The sequence below is a fragment of the uncultured Pseudoflavonifractor sp. genome, assembly GCF_944387275.1.
In the GTDB taxonomy this organism is placed as follows: domain Bacteria; phylum Bacillota; class Clostridia; order Oscillospirales; family Oscillospiraceae; genus Pseudoflavonifractor; species Pseudoflavonifractor intestinihominis.
Map to the genome: position 1 here is coordinate 1 of NZ_CALXEG010000016.1, position 17,775 is coordinate 17,775.

Below are 17,775 nucleotides of genomic sequence, written 5' to 3' on the forward strand. Positions count from 1 at the left end.
CGTGTCCCTCACCCCCATTGAGTACAACATCCTCAAGCTGCTGCTCAAGAGCCCCGGCCGGGTGTACTCCACCAGCCAGATCTACGAGCAGGTGTGGAACGACCCCTCCCTGGGCTCGGAGAACACGGTGGCGGTGCACATCCGCCACCTGCGGGAGAAAATCGAGATCGACCCGGCCAACCCCCGGTACATCAAGGTGGTGTGGGGCCTGGGCTATAAGATGGAGAAGCTGTAAACCCCGGCTTCTCCGGTAAATCAACTGACAGGAGCTGATTTCTGTGAGAAGCCTCAATTCCAGTCCGGTAAACCGGGTGGGGGTCTTCCTCCTGACCATGGTGCTGCTGGCTGCGGCTCTGCTCACCACCCTGCTCACCGCCGCCAACTGGGACGACCTGTGGACCGGCGGCGACTACTACAACAGCAACACCGCCCGGGAGGACATGTACTCCGACCTGAACCAGGTGGAGCAGCTGATAGAGCTCCTGCTGCGGGAGCAGTGGACCGGGGACCTGTCCTACCTGGAGGAGCAGCAGCTCAGCGGCCTTCAGGAGCGGCTGTCCGCCCAAAACACCAATTTCCGCTACCAGGTCCACGACCAGTCGGGCGCCCTGCTGGCCACCAACCTGGATGGCGCGTCCCTGGAGGGCAGCACCGGGATGCAGATCACCAGCTCCGTGGTCTACACCCAGGGGGACGGGCTGGCCAACGAGGACCACTACCGGGGCAGCTCCCTGCTCATGGTCCGGACCAAGGACGGCTATGTAGCCTGCAACCCGACCTCCAACCCGGAGTCCTACAACGAGTACGGCTACTACTCCGACGGGGAGGAGTTCACCGACTACAACAGCAGCTTTGACACCCGCATCCAGCGGGAGGAGCTGGTGGTCCAGGCGGGCATCGCCAGCCCCATGGCCGTCTCCGACCGGTACTCGGAGAGCCGGGTGGCCTATGTCAACCTCCAGGGCCGCCTGCCCTATGTGGCCTTTGCCGCCCTGATCCTCTGCCTGCTGAGCCTGGCCGGCGTCCGCAGCCTGCTGATGGACTGCTGCCGCCGGCAGGAGGACGGCTCCGTCCTCCTGACCTGGCAGGAGCGGGTGCCCTACGACGTCTACCTGCTGGGCGACTTCTTCCTGGGGGCCGCCCTGCTCTCCGCAGGAGACCAGGTGTCCTTTGTGTACAACCAGGGCGACACCCGGCTCTTTGTGCTGGCGGGCCTGGCTGTGTTTGCCATGGCGGGGGCCGCCCTCGCCCTGGGCCTGCTGATGACCACCGCCATCCGCCTGAAAAACCACAATCTGCTGCGCTCCATGCTCCTGTGGCGGATGCTCAGGGCCATGGTCCACGGTCTGTCCCGGATGGTCCACGGCTGGACCATGAGCCGCCGGACCGTGACTCTCTTCCTGCTCTACCTGCTGGGCACCCTGCTCACCGGCCTGACCGTGGTGCTCATCCCGGTGTACCAGGGCTTTGTGCTCTGGTGCCTGTGCCGGTGGACCCGCCAGTGGAAGACCATCCGGGCGGGCACGGCGGAGATCGTGGGGGGCAATCCGGACGCCAAGATCAACACCGCCGGCATGTACCGGGACCTGCGGGAGCACGCCGAGCAGCTCAACGACCTGGGCGCCGCGGTGAGCGCGGCGGTGGACCAGCGGATGCAGTCGGAGCGGTTCAAGGCCGAGCTCATCACCAACGTGTCCCACGACCTGAAGACCCCCCTCACCTCCATCATTAACTATGTGGACCTGCTGAAAAAGGAGCCCCTGGACAACCCCAAGGCACTGGAATACCTGGAGGTGCTGGACCGGAAGAGCCAGCGGCTGAAAAAGCTGACCGAGGACCTGGTAGAGGCCAGCAAGGCCTCCACGGGCAGCCTGCCCGTCAGCCTGGAGCGGCTGGGCATCATCCAGTTCGTGGGCCAGGCGTTGGGCGAATATGAGGAGCGGTTCCAGGCCTGCCGCCTGACGGCGGTGTCCACCCTGCCCGCCGACGAGCTGTTCATCTGGGCCGACGGCCGCCACCTGTGGCGGGTCATCGACAACCTGTTCTCCAACTGCTGCAAGTACGCCCTGGAGGGCACCCGCATCTATCTGGACGTGACGTGCTGGGAGGGCATGGTCACCCTGTCGGTGAAGAACATCTCCCGCCAGCAGCTCAACATCCCCCCGGAGCAGCTGATGGAGCGGTTCGTCCGTGGGGAGGAGTCCCGCACCACCGAGGGCTCCGGCCTGGGCCTGTCCATCGCCCGCAGCCTGACCGAGCTCCAGGGCGGCACCTTCCGGCTGGACATCGACGGGGACCTATTCAAGGCCGCCGTGTCCTTCCCCCAGGCGGTGGCTCTGCCCGAGCCCGCCTCCGGCCAGCCCGCCGAACCGGAACAGGCCCCCGATTCCCTGGACCACAGCGCATAAAGCATCTCCGGCACGGGACAATATCCCGTGCCGGAAATTTTTTCGCTTTTTCGCCGGATGCCTCTTTTCAAATGCTCTGTGATATAGTATAATATTCTTAACAGGAATAATTCTCATTATGAGGTGAACTTATGTACGACGTCATCATCATCGGCGGAGGCCCTGCGGGCCTGACGGCCGCCATCTACGCCAGGCGTGCCGGATACGCCACCCTGCTGCTGGAGGGCGGTACCCCCGGCGGCCAGGCGGCCACCACGCCGGATATCGAGAACTGGCCGGGCAGTAAGCAGGTCTCCGGGCCGGATTTTGCCATGAACCTCTACGAGCAGGCCCAGTCCCTGGGCACGGACATCCGCTTTGAGCGGGTGGCCGCTCTGGCCGACCAGGGCACACACAAGACCGTCACCACCGGCGTGGGCGCCTACGAGGGCCGGACGGTCATCATCGCCAACGGCGTCCGCCGCCGGAAGCTGGAGGTGCCCGGCGAGGAGCGGCTGGCCGGCCGGGGCGTCAGCTACTGCGCCACCTGCGACGGCAATTTCTTCCGCGGCAGGGACACGGCGGTGGTGGGCGGCGGCAACACCGCCCTGGAGGACGCCCTGTTCCTGGCCAACATCTGCCCCAACGTGTACCTGGTCCACCGGCGGGATTCCTTCAAGGCGGAGCGGCATCTCATCGACGCCCTGGCCGCCGCGCCCAACATCCACGTGCTCCTGTCCCACAAGGTGCTGGAGGTCCAGGGCGAGCAGACCGTGTCCTCCCTGCTGGTGGAGGGCCCGGAGGGCAGGCGCTCCCTGCCCGTAGCGGGCGTGTTCGCCGCCGTGGGCCTGGCCCCGGACAACCAGGTCTTCTCTCCGCCTCTGGAGCTGAATGAGGCGGGCTATATCGTGGCGGGCGAGGACACCCGCACCAACGTGCCCGGCATCTTTGCCGCCGGGGACACCCGAGTCAAGGACCTGCGCCAGCTGGTCACCGCCGCCGCCGACGGGGCCGCCGCCGCCTCCCAGGCCGGGCGCTATCTCCAGTCCGCCCAATAAAATAAGCGCACCGCCGGACTTGCCTGTTCCGGCGGTGCGCTGTCTGCTCAAAATATGGACCCAACCGCCGTCAGGCTGCCGGCCAGGTCGGCCCGGTAGTCGGCGTGGCCGGGGCGGAGGCTGTTGATGACCACGCCGTCATCCCCCGCCCGGGCGGTGGCGTGGATGTACCGGCCATCCCCCAGGTACATGGCCACATGGCCGGGGAAAAAGAGCAGATCCCCCGGCGCCATCCGCTCCCTGGGGATGGGCCGGACGGGGTATCCCTCCTTGATGGCCGCGTCCCGCCAGATGATCACCCCGCAGAGCATGTAGGCCATGGAGCACAGCCCGGAGCAGTCGATGCCCATGGGGGTCTTTCCGCCCCAGCGGTAGTGGGCGCCCCGGTAGGCCAGAGCCGCGTCCACCAGGGCGGAGCGCATGCCCTCCTGGTCCTCATAGACGGGCGCGGTGTACCTCCGGCCCAGAAAACCGGCCCGGATGTGGCCCTCCCGGCCGTCGGGCAGCAGCACCCGCTGCCAGCCGTCCTTCTCCTCCCCCTCCGGGGACACCAGGTCCCCCCGCACCAGGGAGGTGACCGGCCAGGCGGCCACGTCGGGCCAGGCCAGTACATCGCAGGCCCCACGGAGCACCACCTTCTTTTCCCGGCCCGCCCAGCGCGCCGCCGTCTCCTCGCCGAAGAGGAGGCACGCCTCCGGTGCGTAGCCGGTGTAGCCGTAGTGGGTGCGCACCAGCCGCCACCCGGTGCCCGTGTCCTCCAGGAGCTCCACGATCATGCCCCCCAGAGCCTCGTCCGCCCGCTCGCACTGGAGCGCCGGCCCGCTCATCAGCGGGCAGATGGCCGCCGTCACAACTGCGCGCATGCTCCATCCTCCTCTCGCTTCCCCGCCGTCTGTGGGCGGTCCCTCTATCAATACGAGGGTAACACAGATTCTATTCCCTGTAAAGCCGGGCGAAAAGGCCGGAAATCGTTCAAAATTTTTCCTTTTATTATCCTGTGTACCTTGGCAGTACATAGAAAATATGGTATGCTTCCGGAAAGTCCGATTTATCGTACAGATTCTGCGCTATGATGGAATGGAAAGGGGGGATGTGCCATGGCGAGAGGCGCGAAGCAAAAGCTCAAACTGCCGCTGCTGGAACGGGCTCTGCTCCGGGAGACCGACGAGGACCACCCCATGACCGTCCAGCAGCTGATCAGCACGCTGGAGGCCCATGAGGTGGGAGCGGAGCGCAAGAGCATCTATGACGACATGGACGCCCTGCGGGAGCTGGGCCTGGACGTCCAGAGCCGGAAGGGAAAATCCCCCGGCTGGTTCATCGGCGGCCGGCTGTTTGAGCTGGCCGAGCTGAAGCTGCTGGTAGACGCGGTGCAGTCCTGCAAATTCATCACCCGGCGCAAGTCGGACGCGCTGATCCACAAGCTGGAGAGCCTTACCAGCCGCCATCAGGCCCGCTCGCTCCAGCGGCAGGTCTATGTGTCCGGCCGGGTAAAGGCCATGAACGAGAGCGTGTACTACAACATCGACAAGCTCCACAGCGCCATTGCCACCGGCAAATCGGTGACATTCCGGTACTTCGAGTACAACGTGCGCAAGGAGAAGGTGTTCCGCCGGGACGGGCGGCGCTACCAGGTGAGCCCCTACGGGCTGATCTGGGACAACGAGAACTACTATCTGGCCGGTTACGACCACCTCCACCGGGAGATGCGCCACTACCGGGTGGACAAGATGGCCGAACTGGCCGTGACCTGTCTGCCCCGCCTGGGGGACGACAGCTGCCGGGACTTCGATCTGTCCACCTACGCCCAGAAGCACTTCGGCATGTTCAGCGGCCGGGAGGCCCAGGTGACCCTCCGCTGCCGGAACCACCTGGTAGGGGTGGTGCTGGACCGGTTCGGGCAGGATGTGATCCTGGTGCCCGACGGGGACGACCACTTCACCGTCACGGTGCGGGCGGTGGTGAGCCCCCAGTTCCTGGGCTGGCTCTTCGGCCTGGGGGCGGGCGCAGAGCTGCTGTCCCCCGCCTGGGCGGTGGATGAGTTCCGCGCTCAGCTCCACAGCGCGGAGGACGCCCTGACCCCGGCCCAGCCGGCGGAGGCGGGCGCCCTGTAAGCAAGACGTTTTTTCTTTCCCTGTCCTGTCCCAGGCGACTTCTCACGGAAAGGAGACATCTCCATGGCAGAACGTATTTTGATTGTGGATGATGAGGATAAACTGAGGGCCCTTGTGGCAAAGCACGCCCGCCACGCGGGCTATGAGATCGCCGAGTGCGCCGACGGCCACGCCGCGGTGGAACGCTGCCGGGAGGGCGGCATCGATCTGGTGGTCCTGGATATCATGCTCCCCGGTCTGGACGGCTACGAGGTCCTGCGCGCCATCCGTACATTTTCCGACATACCGGTGCTCATGCTCTCGGTCCGCGGGGAGGAGCATGACAAGATCCGGGGCTTCAAGCTGGGCGCCGACGACTATATGGTCAAGCCCTTCTCTCCCCGTGAACTGATCTACCGGGTGGCCGCCCTGCTGAAGCGGCGGCGGCCCGTCCCCGCCCCCGACGCCCCCACCCTGGGCACCGGCGGCCTGGTGGTGGACCCGGCGGCCCGCCGGGTGTCGGTGGACGGCAGGCCGGTGGACCTGTCCCCCAAGGAGTTCGACCTGCTCCTCCAGCTGGTCTCCCACCCGGGTACCGCCATGACCCGCCAGGTCCTGCTGGAGACTGTGTGGGGCGCCGACCGTCCCCGGGGCGAGCGCACTCTGGATACCCACATCAAGCAGGTCCGCCGTGCCATCGGCCCCTACGCCCAGTGTATCGTCACCCTCCGGGGGGTGGGGTACCGCTTTGACGATACGCCCGGCCGCTTTTCGTGAGTCCGGCGGGGAAAAAGCCGCTGTCAGCCTGCCGCACCCTGCGGCAGGCTGATTTTTATACTCTGCCTTCCGCAGACTTCCAACTCGTTCCCATGGACCTCCGTGGGCCTGAACTGCCTGTCCCCGGGTGCGTAAAAAGGCATTGTGCGCTTTTTTATAAAACGTTAAAAAAATCTTACTGGATTTCCCCTGTCTTCCCGGTTAGAATATATTCCATATTATATTCCCATTGCACCAGATTACCATTCTGCGCTCCGGCCCGGAGGCCGGAGGCGGCTGTGAGGCGTTTGAGGAATGAACAGACAGCAGCACACCGGGGGCGCCGCCGTCCAGGCCCCGCCCCCACAGAGCAGGCGGCCCATCTCCCCCGCCCATACCGACCCGGAGCAGGGGCTCACCTCCGCCCAGGCGGCGGAACGGGCCGCGGCGGGGTATGCCAACACCCCGGTGGAGGCCCCCACCAAGGCGGAGAAGCAGATCATCCGGGACAATGTGCTCACCTTCTTCAATCTGATCTTCGTGGTGCTGGCGGTGTGCCTGGCGGTGGTGGGCGATTTCCGGGACATGCTCTTTCTGGTGATCGCCATTGCCAACACCCTCATCGGCATCGTCCAGGAGATCCGGTCCAAGCACACCATCGACAAGCTGACCCTGCTCTCCGCACCCAAGGCCACGGCGGTGCGGGACGGCAGGGCGGTCACCCTGCCGGTGGCCAAGCTGGTGCGGGACGACATTGTGGTTTTCTCGGCGGGCAGCCAGATCCCGGCGGATGCGGTGATGGTCTCGGGCAATCTCCAGGTCAACGAGGCCCTCATCACCGGCGAGCCGGACGCCATCCCCAAAGCGGCGGGGGACGAGCTGCTGTCGGGCAGCTTTGTGGTGGCGGGCAGCGGCCGGGCGGTGCTCACCCGGGTGGGCGCCGAGTCCTACGCCGCCCGCCTCACCCTGGAGGCCAAAAAGGGCCACGCCCCCCGCCAGTCCGAGATGATGCGCTCCCTGGACAAGCTCATCCGGGTCATCGGCATCGCCCTCATCCCCATGGGGGTGGCCCTGTTCGTCAAGCAGTACGTTTTCCTGGAGACCGGCATCCGCCACGCCATGACCTCCACGGTGGCCGCCCTGATCGGTATGATCCCCGAGGGGCTCTACCTGCTCACCAGCGTGGCCCTGGCGGTGTCCGTGCTCCGGCTGGCCCGGAAGCGCACCCTGGTCCACGACATGAGCTCCATCGAGACTCTGGCCCGGGTGGACGTGCTCTGCGTGGACAAGACGGGCACCATCACCGAGCCTGGCATGGCGGTGGCCGGCCTGGTGCCCCTGGATGAGGAGCTCTTTCCCGTCCGGACGGTGGAGGCCACCCTCAACGCCTTCTACGCCTCCACCGACGCCGACAACGACACCGCCAAGGCCCTCAAGGCCCGGTTTTCCGGCAAATCGGTGTGGAAGGCGGACAAAGTGATCCCCTTCACCTCGGCCACCAAGTGGAGCGCCGTCACCTTTGTGGGCCACGGCACCTACGTGGTGGGCGCGCCGGAATTCGTCATGGGCCAGCGGTACGCCGACCTGCAGGAGACGGTGGAGGAGTACTCGGCCAAGGGGGAGCGGGTGCTCCTGCTGGCCAGGCATGAGGGCCCCATCACCGGCGGCAGGCTCACCGGGACGCTCTCCCCCATGGCCCTCATCCGCATCGCCAACAAGATCCGCCCCGAGGCCCCCGACACCTTCCGGTACTTCGCCCAGCAGGGCGTGGCGGTCAAGGTCATCTCGGGGGACAACCCGGTCACCGTGTCCCAGGTGGCCCTCCAGGCGGGCATCCAGGGGGCGGAGCAGTATGTGGACGCCGCCACCCTCAAGTCGGACGCCGACATCGCCCGGGCGGTGGAGCAGTACACCGTGTTCGGCCGGGTGACCCCCAGCCAGAAGCGGAAGTTCGTCCAGGCCCTGAAAAAGGCGGGCCACACGGTGGCCATGACGGGGGACGGCGTCAACGACGTGCTGGCCCTGAAGGACGCGGACTGCGGCATCGCCATGGCCTCGGGGTCGGACGCCGCCTGCCAGGCCGCCCACCTGGTGCTGCTGGACTCCAACTTCGCCTCCATGCCCCAGGTGGTGCTGGAGGGCCGCCGGGTCATCAACAACATCCAGCGGGCCGCCTCCCTGTTCCTGGTGAAGAATATCTTCTCCTTCCTCCTGTCCCTCATCACCATCTTCGCCACCGCCATGCCCTACCCCTTTGTGCCCCTCCAGCTCTCCCTCATCTCCGCCCTCACCATCGGCGCCCCCTCCTTCTTCCTGGCCCTGGAGCCCAACCGGGCCATCGTCAAGGGCCGGTTCCTGCCCAACGTGCTCAAGCAGGCCTGCCCCGGCGGCCTGACCAACCTGTTTCTGGTGCTGGGGGCAGAGGCCTTTGCCTACGCCTTCTCCTTCTCCACCCAGTCCCTGTCCACCGTGTCCGCCATGCTCATGGCCTTCAACGGTCTGATCGTCCTCTTCTACGTGTGCCGCCCCTTCGACTGGAAGCGGAAGGTGCTGTGGGGGGCCATGACCATTTCCATGGTGGTGTGTGTGGGGTGGTTCGGCTCCCTCTTCTCCCTGGAGCCCCTGACCCTCCAGACCGGGCTGGTGTTCTGCGTGCTTCTGCTGCTGGCCGTGCCCTGCCAGAAGGCCGTGCTCAAGGCGATGGAGCTGTGCAGTCTGGTGCACAGGGCCTTTGTGGCCCGGCTGCGGGCCCGCAGCCGCCTCAAGGTGCTGCCCGAGGACGGGTAAATCAACTGTAAAAATTCAGCTCCGGAACGGCTTCTCGTTCCGGAGCTTTTTTCTGTCAGTACATGGCATCCCAGGCTGCGCTGTGCTGCTGGCAGCGGTATTTGGCGGGCGGAAGGCCGTATTTCTTCTGAAAATCCCGGGCGAAGCTGCTGTGGGATGGGAACGCAAACTGTACCGCCGCCTCCACCACGGTAATATCGGTGGTCAGCAGCAGATACCGGGCAGCCCGCAGCTTCTCCCCCAGGATGTACTCCTTCAGCGTCATGCCCATCTGGCGGTGAAAGAGGGTGGAGAGGTAGTTGGGGGACAGACCACAGTGCGCCGCCAGCTCGGCCACGGAAATTTTGAAGTGCAGGTGCTTGGAGATGTAGTCCCGGCACTCCCGCACCGCCGGCACATAGGACAGCCGATTCTCCCGCACCCGGGCGGCAAAGTCCAGCCCGGCCTGATGGAACATGTTGTACACCGCCTCCGGGTCATCCATCCGGTGGACCACATAGAGATAGGCGTCGGAGAGGCTGTAGGCAACCTCCTGGTCCAGCCCGCCCTCGATGGCAAAGCGGGTGTACAGGGTCACCGCCACGATAAAGGCGCAGCGCCACTGATCCAGATCGTTTTGGGCCATCAAGCCCATACCCGAGCTGCGTCCATAATGATGTCTGCGGAAGAGCTGGGCCAGCTTTTCCGGCTCTCCCCCCTTGACATAGAGAAACTGTAAGGTCTCGTCTTTGTAGTTTTCGTGGAACTCCAGGCTCTCCCGCCGCTGGGCCATGAGCCGGTCCATGACAGCTTCCACCTCCGGCGGTGTGGTGTATCTTTTCTCCTCTGTTTCCATTATTTCTATATTGTCCCCTCCATTTTCAACAATTTTTTCTTTCTATTTTTATTATATATGGACATTTTAGAATGTAAAGTAGATTTCGTATATTAACCGTAGAAATCATGTATCCATTTTTTATTCTCACCGGTATGATTTTTTCTGCAGCGTGCGCGAACACAGCGCAGGAAAAAGGAAGGAGAAATGAAAATGGAGCAATCGAAAGCAAAAAAGCCCCTGAGCAAAGGCGCCAAAATCGGCATCGGTGTGGCCATTGCCGTAGTGGTGCTGCTGGCGGCCGTTCTGGTCTACGCCTTTGTCATCACCAATTCTGGCTACTGGTTCCTGTCCAAGTTCAAGGCGGACACCCCTGAGCAGCAGATGTCCTACACCTCCGCCAGCGACACCTCTCAGACCATTGCCGACGAGGGCTTTGTCCTCATGCAGAACAATGAGGACCTGATGCCCCTGGCCACCTCCGCCGAGAACAAGACCAAGGTCAATGTGTTCGGCATGCGGGCCGTGCAGCTGGTGTACAACGCCGGCGGCTCTGCCGCCTCCGTGGTGGACAAGTGCGTCCGTCTGGAGGACGCCATGGCCGAGGGCAACTACGAGCTCAACCCCGACCTGCTCAACCTCTACTACAACTACTACAAGACCGGCAAGGCCTCCATTGCCCCCACCTCCGCCCCGGGCAACAGCAGCGCCTCCGAGTTCATCACCGAGCCCAGCAACATCACCGTCCCCGACGTGCCCGGCGCCGTCCTCAATGACACCTCCCTCTATGACGACGGCCGCTCCATCCTGGACCACGCCTACGACTACTCCGACGTGGCCATGATCTTCATCGGCCGGGGCGGCAGCGAGGTCTTTGACTTCACTCCCTCCCTGCTCCAGCTCTCCGAGGACGAGGCCTCCATGGTGGACGCGGTGTGCTCCAAGTTCGACAAGGTCATCCTGGTGCTCAACACCGCCAACGCCATGGAGCTGGACTTCCTGCGGGATTATCCCCAGATCAAGAGCGTGCTGTGGATCGGCTACCCCGGTGAGGCGGGCATCCACTCCCTGGTGCGCATCCTCAGCGGCGAGGTGAACCCCTCCGGCCGCCTGGCTGACACCTGGCTTGTGGACAACCTAGCCACTCCCGCCGCCAACAACTACCTCCAGCTGGAGTCCGACGGCACCTGGAACGCCAACAGCTACCACTACACCAACGCCCCCGATGACGCCGGCTATTTCACTCAGTACAGCGAGGGCATCTACGTGGGCTACAAGTACTTTGAGACCCGCAACGACACCGACGAGAGCTATGACTACGACAGCGAGGTCATGTTCCCCTTCGGCTCCGGCCTGTCCTACACCACCTTTGACAAGGACATCATGGCCATCAACGAGGACAGCGGCGTGATCACCGTCCGGGTGGAGGTCACCAACACCGGCGACGTGGCCGGCAAGGACGTGCTGGAGATCTACTACAATCCCCCCTACACCGGCGCCATTGAGAAGTCCACGGTGAATCTGGTGGCCTTCAAGAAGACCAACCTGATCGAGCCCGGCGCCACCGAATACTACTCCATCGAATTCAACGTGGAGGACATGGCCTCCTACGACTACAAGACCAACCAGGCCTGGACCCTGGAGGCCGGCGACTACATCATCTCCCTGCGGAACAACTCCCACGACGTGGTGGACCAGGAGACCTGGAGCCTGGCCGACGACATCATCTACAACGATGCCAACGACGGCAAGCGCTCCTGTGATCTGGTGTCCGTCACCAACCTGTTTGACGACGCCATGGGTCCCGACGACTTCCTGACCCGTGAGTGGAACCAGGACAGCCGCGCCTTCACCGGCCCCAAGGAGGAGGACTTCACCGCTTCCCAGGCCGTTCTGGACGCCATCAACGGCTGCTCCATCCCCACCGACGCGGAGCTGGGCCTGACCGAGGCCGACCTGCCCGCCGTTGGCGTGACCCTGGACACCCCCATCATGCTCTCCGACATGAAGGGCGTGGCCAAGGACGACCCCAAGTGGGACGAGTTCGTCTCCCAGCTGACCCTGGACGAGATGGCCCTACTCTCCGGCAACGGCGCCTGGCACATTGAGGGCCTGGAGCGGCTGGGCGTGCCCTTCACCCGCACCCCCGACGGCTCCGTCTGCGTGGGCGCCTCTACCTACTCCGGCGCCATCATGGGCACCGACGCCGCAGGCATCACCTACCCCTGCCCGGTGGTCACCGCCTCCTCCTGGAACGAGGACATCGCCTACATGATGGGCACCAGCGCGGGCAGCGAGGCCCAGGTCAACGGCTATGCCGGCTGGTACGCCCCCGCCATGGATACCCACCGCACTGCTTTCAACGGCCGCAACTTTGAGTACTACTCCGAGGACAGCCTCCTGGCCGGCATCATCGCCTCCAACGTGGTCCGGGGCGCCACCGACAAGGGCGTCATCTCCTTTGTCAAGCACTTCGCCCTCAATGAGCGCGAGTCCAACGACCGCAACCAGCTCTTCTCCTGGTGCAACGAGCAGGCCATGCGGGAGATCTACCTGAAGCCCTTTGAGATGGCCATCAAGGAGGGCGGCTCCCTGGGCGTCATGTCCTCCTTCAACTACATCGGCACTGAGTGGGCGGGCGCCAACTCCACCCTGCTCACCGACCTGCTCCGGGATGAGTGGGGCTTTGAGGGCCTGGTCATCACCGACGCCCACGTCTACCCCTACATGGACACCATCGCCATGTCCTACGCCGGCGGCGACCTGTCTCTGGACGCCGTAGGCGCTTGGGCTCCCTTCGACTCCCACGCCGGGCAGCTTCTGGACGCCGCCAAGAACCCCGACACCCAGATCGGCATGACCCGGAACCTGTTCCGCGCCAGCAAGAACATCCTCTACGCCGTCTGCCAGACCTGGGCGGTGGAGTAATTCCGCTCCGAATCCATGCAAAAGCGCGGCCCCATATATGGGGCCGCGCTTTTTTATCTCTTATTCCGTATACCCGAACAGTCCCCGGACCGACACGTCCCCGGCGTTGACGGTCTCCCGGGCGCCGTCCTCCCGACGGACAATGAGGGAGAAGTCGTCGGCCAGGTCCTCGGCCACGCCGGTAAAGGTCTCGTTGCCCCGGAACACCCGCACCGGTTTTCCCAAGGTGAGGCAGTCCCTGCGGTAGCGCTCGTACCAGCTGTCCCGCCGGGCGGGAAAGTCCCGGTACATGCGGTCCAGAGCCCGCAGCAGGGCAACGGCCAGGTCGGCGCGGCGGGGCGCCCGGCCCAGGGCCTGGGCCAGGGAGATGGCCACCGGCGCGGCCACCGGGCCGAAGTCGGCCGCCTGCTGGCTCACGTTGATGCCGATGCCCACCGCCGCGTACTGGAGGCGGGCGCTCTCCCCCTCCATGCCCAGTTCGGTGAGGATGCCGCACAGCTTCCGCCCCTCCAGCACCAGGTCGTTGGTCCACTTGATGCCGGGCCGGAGGCCGCACACCGCCTCCACCGCGTCGCACACCGCCACTGCCGTCCAGGCCGTGAGCCACATCAGCTCGTCCAGGGTGCACTCGGGCCGCAGCAGCACGGAGCAGTACAGGCCCTTTCCCGCCGGGGACTCGAACTGCCGCCCCCGGCGGCCACGGCCGCCGGTCTGCTCCTCGGAGAGCACCGCCAGGCCCTCGGGCCTGCCCGCCAGGGCCTGCCGTTTCACCTCGCTGTTGGTGGAGTCCACGGTGGGCAGGCACAGGAGCTCCCGGCCCACCAGACAGCCGCCCAGCGCCCCGGCCAGCTCTCCGGCGGTGAGCAGGTCGGGAGACTCCTCCAGCCGGTAGCCCCGGTTGGTGGCGGAGGAGATCACATATCCCTCCTGCCGGAGGGCCTCCACCGCCTTCCACACCGCCGCCCGGGACACCCCCAGCTCCTTGCTCATGGCCTCCCCGGACAGGGGGCCCTCCCCCTGTTTCAGCAGCGCCAGCACCTGATCCCGCAGCACGTCTCTCTCCCCTTTCTCTGTTTTGTGTTCCATTGTATCCCCCGGGCACCGCTGCCGTCAACCATGATTGTAATCTGTTTTCAAATTTTAGTTGACAATTCCGCAATTGTAAACTATTCTATTTCAGAAGTTTACAACTGTCCCGGTCCTGCGCCGGGTGAGAGGAGTCTGCTATGAAGACGAGAAATCTGGTCCTCACCGGGGTCATGGCCGCCCTGCTGGCGGTCTGCGCCTGGATCTCCATCCCCACTACAGTGCCCTTCACCCTCCAGACCATGGGGGTATTCCTGGCGGTGGGGCTGCTGGGGGGCAAGCTGGGCTCCCTGGCGGTGGGGGTGTACCTGCTGCTGGGGGCAGTGGGGCTGCCCGTGTTTTCCCACTTTACCGGCGGTATCGGCGCCCTGGCGGGCACCACCGGCGGCTATCTGCTGGGCTTCCTGCTCATCGCCCTGGTGATGTGGGCCGCCGAGGCCCTGCTGGGCAAGGGACCCCTGGTCTACCTGGGCTCCGCCGTGGTGGGGCTGGCGGTGTGCTACCTGTTCGGCTCGGTGTGGTTTCTGTACCTCTACTCCGCCGGCGGCGCGTCGGCGGACATGCTGACCGTGCTGGGCTGGTGTGTGTTCCCCTTTATTGTGCCCGACCTCATCAAGCTGGCCCTGGCCTTTGCCCTCGCCCGGCGGCTGGCTCCGGCCCTGTCCAGGCAGCGGGCCTGACCGGGCATATCCCGTCCCTCCCTCCCATATAGATGGTACAGAGATTGAAAGGGAGGGACGTACCATGCCCTATGAGGAAAAATCCATCCGTACCGACGCGCCCCACCACCTGATCCTGGAGGGCCGGGAGCAGCTCTCGGTCTCCGGCGTGGAGGAGGTGGAGAGCTTTGACGAGACCCAGATCGTCATGTACACCACCAAGGGAACGCTGATCGTCCGGGGCGGTGACCTGCACATTGAGAAGCTGAGCCTGGACGGCGGGGACCTGAAGGTAGAGGGGGAGATCGACTCCCTCACCTATGAGGACAGCGGCCGGGACAAGGGCGGGCTGTTCTCCCGGCTGTTCCGCTGAGGGGGCGGGCCATGGAGATCTCGGTGGCCGGGCAAGCCTTCTCCCTTGCCGCCGCCCTGGTGCTGGGGGCCCTGGTGGGGGTGCTGTACGACCTGTTCCGGGTGCTCCGGGTCCGGGTACGCCTGCCCCTGCTGGGGGGCGCGCTGGACCTGCTGTTCTGGCTGGCGGTGACCGTCTCCCTCTTCGTGTTCACCATTGCCGTGGGGGACGGACGGGTCCGCCTCTTCCACATCGGCGCCATCTTCCTGGGCGCGGTCGGGTACTTCCTCCTGCTCAGCCGCTGGGCCCTGAAGCTGGGCTATCTGCTGGCCGACCTGGCGGGCATGCTGTGGCGTTTTGTCCTTCTGCCGGTGACACTGCTGAGGACCCTGAGTAAAAAAATTAAAAAACTTGCGAAAAATCACTTTCATTATAAGCGGAGATGGTATAAAATAAAGCAAATACCCGAAGAGATGGCGCAAGCTGCCCGCAGGCGGGCGGCGCGCGGAGAAGGAGGAGCCGGTTATGAAGATCAAACGCGCGGGACTGCTCACCAAGATCGTCGTACTGGCGCTCCTCATCGGCCTGTCCATCGCCCTGCTGGATCTGCGGAGCCGGCTGGAGGACGCCCAGGCCCAGAAGGCCGCGCTCACCGCCCAGGTGGACGCCCAGACCCAGGTCAACGCCGACCTGTCCGACGCCGTGGAAAACAGCGATGACCCCAAGCGGCAGCAGGATATCGCGCGGGACTCTTTGGGCCTTGTGCTCCCCGGCGAAAAGATCCTGCGGATCACCGAGTAGCGCATCCTGCCGGGTGAATTTTTAAGGAGGATATATCGGTCAGTATGGAGTTTGGTGTTGGTTCTATCCTGGAGGGTAAGGTTACAGGTCTTACGAAGTTCGGTGCGTTCGTGTCGCTGCCCGAGGGCAAATCCGGCCTCGTGCACATTTCCGAGATCGCCTATTCCTATGTGAATGACGTCAAGGACTACTTAAAAGAGGGTCAGGAGGTCAAGGTCAAGGTCATCGGCATTGACGAGAACGGCCGCATCAACCTCTCCATTAAGAAGGCGATGGATCCTCCTCCCCGCCCCGCCGGCCAGGGCCGGCCCATGGGCGGTTCCCGTCCCGCCGGCGGCGGTCGGTCCGGCGGCTTCGGCCGGGGCCCTGCGGCCCCCCGCGAGCCCGCCAGCTTTGAGGACAAGCTCAAGCAGTTTATGCAGGCCTCGGACAGCAAGCTCTCCGAGCTCCACTACACGGAGAAGCGGAGCAGCAACCGCCGCGGCGGCCGGAAATAAGCGCTCAGCATCCGCGCAGCCTGTCGAACCCGGTGGTTCGGCAGGCTGCTTTTTTCGCTCCGGCGCAAAACTTCATGCGCCAAGCGCATACCACGAAAACAGGTAAATGCCTGTGGCGCATGAAGTTTATGCGCATATGGGCCGTCCCGGCCCATGCGCTGTGATTTTATGGCCGTGCCGCTGGAAGCGGCACATGGCCGGTTTTTGCTATGCTTTTGCATAGCAAAAAAAGAACGCCCGTTTCCGGGCGTCCAAGGTGCGCGGGAGAATGGAATGAGTTCCCTTGCTGGAATTGAGGTGGATTGCATATTGGATGAGCTGCAAGCATAATATAACTCTTTTTCCTATATTTGTCAAACACTACTTTTGTCGAAAGGACGGGATTTCTTTGCTGATCACCAACGGAATTCTGCACACCATGGACGGTCCCATCATTGAGAACGGCTTTGTCCACGTGGAGGGGGACAAGATCGTGGCCGTGGGGCCCATGTCCGCCCTGCCGGAGGGAATCGACGGCCCGGTGGTGGACGCGGCTGGCCGCCACGTCTACCCCGGCCTGGTGGACGCCCACTGCCATCTGGGCATGTTCGGCGACGCCCTGGGCTTTGAGTCGGACGACGGCAACGAGTCCACCGACCCCTGCACCCCCCACCTGCGGGCCATCGACGCGGTCAACGCCCTGGACCGCTGCTTTGCCGACGCCCGCGCCGGCGGCGTCACCTGCGTGCTCACCGGCCCGGGCAGCGCCAACCCCATTGCCGGCCAGTTCGCCGCCCTCAAGACCAACGGCCGCTGGGTGGACCAGATGATCGTGGCCGCCCCGGTGGCCATGAAGTTCGCCCTGGGCGAGAACCCCAAGAACGTGTACAACGAGCGGAAGGAGACCCCCGTCACCCGCATGGCCACCGCGGCCATCATCCGGGAGAACCTGTCCAAGGCCCTGGAGTACATGGACAAGCAGAACAAGGCCGACGAGGACCCGGAGGCGGACATGCCCGACTTTGACGCCAAGCTGGAGGCCCTGGTGCCTGTGCTGAAGGGCACCCTGCCTGTCCACTGCCACGCCCACCGGGCGGACGACGTGGCCACTGCCGTGCGCCTGGCTAAGGAGTTCGGCCTGCAGCTGGTGGTGGTCCACGGCACCGAGGCCTATCTCATCTCCGACCTGCTGGCCCAGGAGGGGATTCCCGTCATCACCGGCCCCTGCCTCACCGACCGGAGCAAGCCGGAGCTGGGCGGCCAGAATCAGGAGAATCCGGTCATCCTGGCCAAGGCCGGGGTGAAGGTGGCCATCTGCACCGACCACCCGGTCATCCCGGTCCAGTACCTGCCCATCTGCGCCGCCATGGCGGTGCGGGCCGGCATGGACGAGGAGGACGCCCTGGCCGCCATCACCATCAACCCGGCGGTCATCGCCGGCATCGACGGCCGGGTGGGCTCTCTCACCCCCGGCAAGGACGCCGATATCGTCCTCTCCACCGGCCACCCCCTGGACTGGAAGAGCAAGGTGGAGCAGGTGTACATCGGCGGCGTCCGGGTGAATTGAGGAGGTGGCTG

15 protein-coding genes and 1 pseudogene are annotated in these 17,775 nt (G+C 64.7%); 13 read left to right on the top strand and 3 right to left on the bottom strand.

All coding sequences use genetic code 11. The features are described from left to right. The 3 genes from Q0K23_RS05615 to trxB form a co-directional block, all read left to right on the top strand. The coding region (locus Q0K23_RS05615) for a helix-turn-helix domain-containing protein (RefSeq protein ID WP_294518989.1) at window positions 1-235 on the top strand (235 nt) is incomplete at its 5' end. A gap of 43 nt (window positions 236-278) precedes the next feature. Next, complete coding sequence (locus Q0K23_RS05620; protein ID WP_294518992.1) at window positions 279-2,408, top strand: sensor histidine kinase KdpD; 2,130 nt, start codon at window positions 279-281, stop codon at window positions 2,406-2,408. 131 nt (window positions 2,409-2,539) lie between these two features. Then, window positions 2,540-3,445 (top strand): thioredoxin-disulfide reductase, encoded by a 906-nt coding sequence (gene trxB, locus Q0K23_RS05625; RefSeq protein WP_294518995.1) that lies wholly within the window; start codon window positions 2,540-2,542, stop codon window positions 3,443-3,445. A gap of 47 nt (window positions 3,446-3,492) precedes the next feature. Here the strand turns inward: trxB and Q0K23_RS05630 are convergent, their stop codons facing one another. Continuing rightward, on the bottom strand, window positions 3,493-4,308 hold the full coding sequence (locus tag Q0K23_RS05630; protein WP_294518997.1) for an SH3 domain-containing C40 family peptidase: 816 nt from the start codon (window positions 4,306-4,308) through the stop codon (window positions 3,493-3,495). A gap of 234 nt (window positions 4,309-4,542) precedes the next feature. Between Q0K23_RS05630 and Q0K23_RS05635 the strand changes: the two genes are divergently transcribed. From Q0K23_RS05635 to Q0K23_RS05645, 3 genes are all read left to right on the top strand, one after another. Beyond that, window positions 4,543-5,559 carry a YafY family protein gene (locus Q0K23_RS05635; protein WP_294519000.1) on the top strand — a complete coding sequence of 339 codons (1,017 nt, stop codon included), beginning with the start codon at window positions 4,543-4,545 and terminating at the stop codon, window positions 5,557-5,559. Between the two features lie 63 nt (window positions 5,560-5,622). Next, on the top strand, window positions 5,623-6,315 hold the full coding sequence (locus Q0K23_RS05640; RefSeq protein WP_294519003.1) for a response regulator transcription factor: 693 nt from the start codon (window positions 5,623-5,625) through the stop codon (window positions 6,313-6,315). A gap of 294 nt (window positions 6,316-6,609) precedes the next feature. Next, the gene (locus Q0K23_RS05645; RefSeq protein ID WP_294519005.1) at window positions 6,610-9,081 is read left to right on the top strand and encodes a cation-translocating P-type ATPase; all 2,472 of its coding nucleotides are present in this window, start codon (window positions 6,610-6,612) and stop codon (window positions 9,079-9,081) included. A gap of 55 nt (window positions 9,082-9,136) precedes the next feature. Here the strand turns inward: Q0K23_RS05645 and Q0K23_RS05650 are convergent, their stop codons facing one another. Next, on the bottom strand, window positions 9,137-9,865 hold the full coding sequence (locus Q0K23_RS05650; protein ID WP_294519008.1) for an AraC family transcriptional regulator: 729 nt from the start codon (window positions 9,863-9,865) through the stop codon (window positions 9,137-9,139). A gap of 243 nt (window positions 9,866-10,108) precedes the next feature. Between Q0K23_RS05650 and Q0K23_RS05655 the strand changes: the two genes are divergently transcribed. Next, window positions 10,109-12,823, top strand: a complete 2,715-nt coding sequence (locus Q0K23_RS05655; protein ID WP_294519011.1) for a glycoside hydrolase family 3 C-terminal domain-containing protein — start codon at window positions 10,109-10,111, stop codon at window positions 12,821-12,823. A 60-nt stretch (window positions 12,824-12,883) separates the two neighbouring features. Here the strand turns inward: Q0K23_RS05655 and Q0K23_RS05660 are convergent, their stop codons facing one another. Next, on the bottom strand, window positions 12,884-13,909 hold the full coding sequence (locus tag Q0K23_RS05660; protein WP_294519014.1) for a biotin--[acetyl-CoA-carboxylase] ligase: 1,026 nt from the start codon (window positions 13,907-13,909) through the stop codon (window positions 12,884-12,886). Between the two features lie 140 nt (window positions 13,910-14,049). Here Q0K23_RS05660 and Q0K23_RS05665 point away from each other — a divergent pair, with 140 nt between their 5' ends. The 6 genes and pseudogenes from Q0K23_RS05665 to Q0K23_RS05685 all read left to right on the top strand — a co-directional run bounded on the left by Q0K23_RS05665 (window position 14,050) and on the right by Q0K23_RS05685 (window position 17,764). After that, window positions 14,050-14,589: a biotin transporter BioY gene (locus tag Q0K23_RS05665; RefSeq protein ID WP_294519018.1), complete on the top strand. Its 540-nt coding sequence runs from the start codon at window positions 14,050-14,052 to the stop codon at window positions 14,587-14,589. A gap of 64 nt (window positions 14,590-14,653) precedes the next feature. After that, on the top strand, window positions 14,654-14,941 hold the full coding sequence (gene yabP, locus Q0K23_RS05670; protein ID WP_294519020.1) for a sporulation protein YabP: 288 nt from the start codon (window positions 14,654-14,656) through the stop codon (window positions 14,939-14,941). An 11-nt stretch (window positions 14,942-14,952) separates the two neighbouring features. Further along, window positions 14,953-15,213, top strand: a pseudogene (yabQ, locus tag Q0K23_RS12710) (spore cortex biosynthesis protein YabQ); the annotation flags it as partial. 232 nt (window positions 15,214-15,445) lie between these two features. Further along, a complete protein-coding gene (locus tag Q0K23_RS05675; protein ID WP_294519023.1) occupies window positions 15,446-15,721 on the top strand; it encodes a septum formation initiator family protein in 276 nt (91 codons plus the stop codon). Between the two features lie 44 nt (window positions 15,722-15,765). Continuing rightward, complete coding sequence (locus Q0K23_RS05680) at window positions 15,766-16,218, top strand: S1 RNA-binding domain-containing protein (RefSeq protein ID WP_294519027.1); 453 nt, start codon at window positions 15,766-15,768, stop codon at window positions 16,216-16,218. A gap of 388 nt (window positions 16,219-16,606) precedes the next feature. Continuing rightward, window positions 16,607-17,764 carry an amidohydrolase gene (locus Q0K23_RS05685; protein WP_294519030.1) on the top strand — a complete coding sequence of 386 codons (1,158 nt, stop codon included), beginning with the start codon at window positions 16,607-16,609 and terminating at the stop codon, window positions 17,762-17,764. The last annotated feature ends 11 nt before the right edge of the window (window positions 17,765-17,775 follow it).

Bases quoted from the DNA above. Each gene is read 5' to 3' on its own strand.
- trxB (WP_294518995.1), top strand. From the start codon at position 2,540: ATGTACGACGTCATCATCATCGGCGGAGGCCCTGCGGGCCTGACGGCC.
- Q0K23_RS05630 (WP_294518997.1), bottom strand. From the start codon at position 4,308: ATGCGCGCAGTTGTGACGGCGGCCATCTGCCCGCTGATGAGCGGGCCG.
- Q0K23_RS05635 (WP_294519000.1), top strand. From the start codon at position 4,543: ATGGCGAGAGGCGCGAAGCAAAAGCTCAAACTGCCGCTGCTGGAACGG.
- Q0K23_RS05640 (WP_294519003.1), top strand. From the start codon at position 5,623: ATGGCAGAACGTATTTTGATTGTGGATGATGAGGATAAACTGAGGGCC.
- Q0K23_RS05645 (WP_294519005.1), top strand. From the start codon at position 6,610: ATGAACAGACAGCAGCACACCGGGGGCGCCGCCGTCCAGGCCCCGCCC.
- Q0K23_RS05650 (WP_294519008.1), bottom strand. From the start codon at position 9,865: ATGGACCGGCTCATGGCCCAGCGGCGGGAGAGCCTGGAGTTCCACGAA.
- Q0K23_RS05655 (WP_294519011.1), top strand. From the start codon at position 10,109: ATGGAGCAATCGAAAGCAAAAAAGCCCCTGAGCAAAGGCGCCAAAATC.
- Q0K23_RS05660 (WP_294519014.1), bottom strand. From the start codon at position 13,909: ATGGAACACAAAACAGAGAAAGGGGAGAGAGACGTGCTGCGGGATCAG.
- Q0K23_RS05665 (WP_294519018.1), top strand. From the start codon at position 14,050: ATGAAGACGAGAAATCTGGTCCTCACCGGGGTCATGGCCGCCCTGCTG.
- yabP (WP_294519020.1), top strand. From the start codon at position 14,654: ATGCCCTATGAGGAAAAATCCATCCGTACCGACGCGCCCCACCACCTG.
- Q0K23_RS05675 (WP_294519023.1), top strand. From the start codon at position 15,446: ATGAAGATCAAACGCGCGGGACTGCTCACCAAGATCGTCGTACTGGCG.
- Q0K23_RS05680 (WP_294519027.1), top strand. From the start codon at position 15,766: ATGGAGTTTGGTGTTGGTTCTATCCTGGAGGGTAAGGTTACAGGTCTT.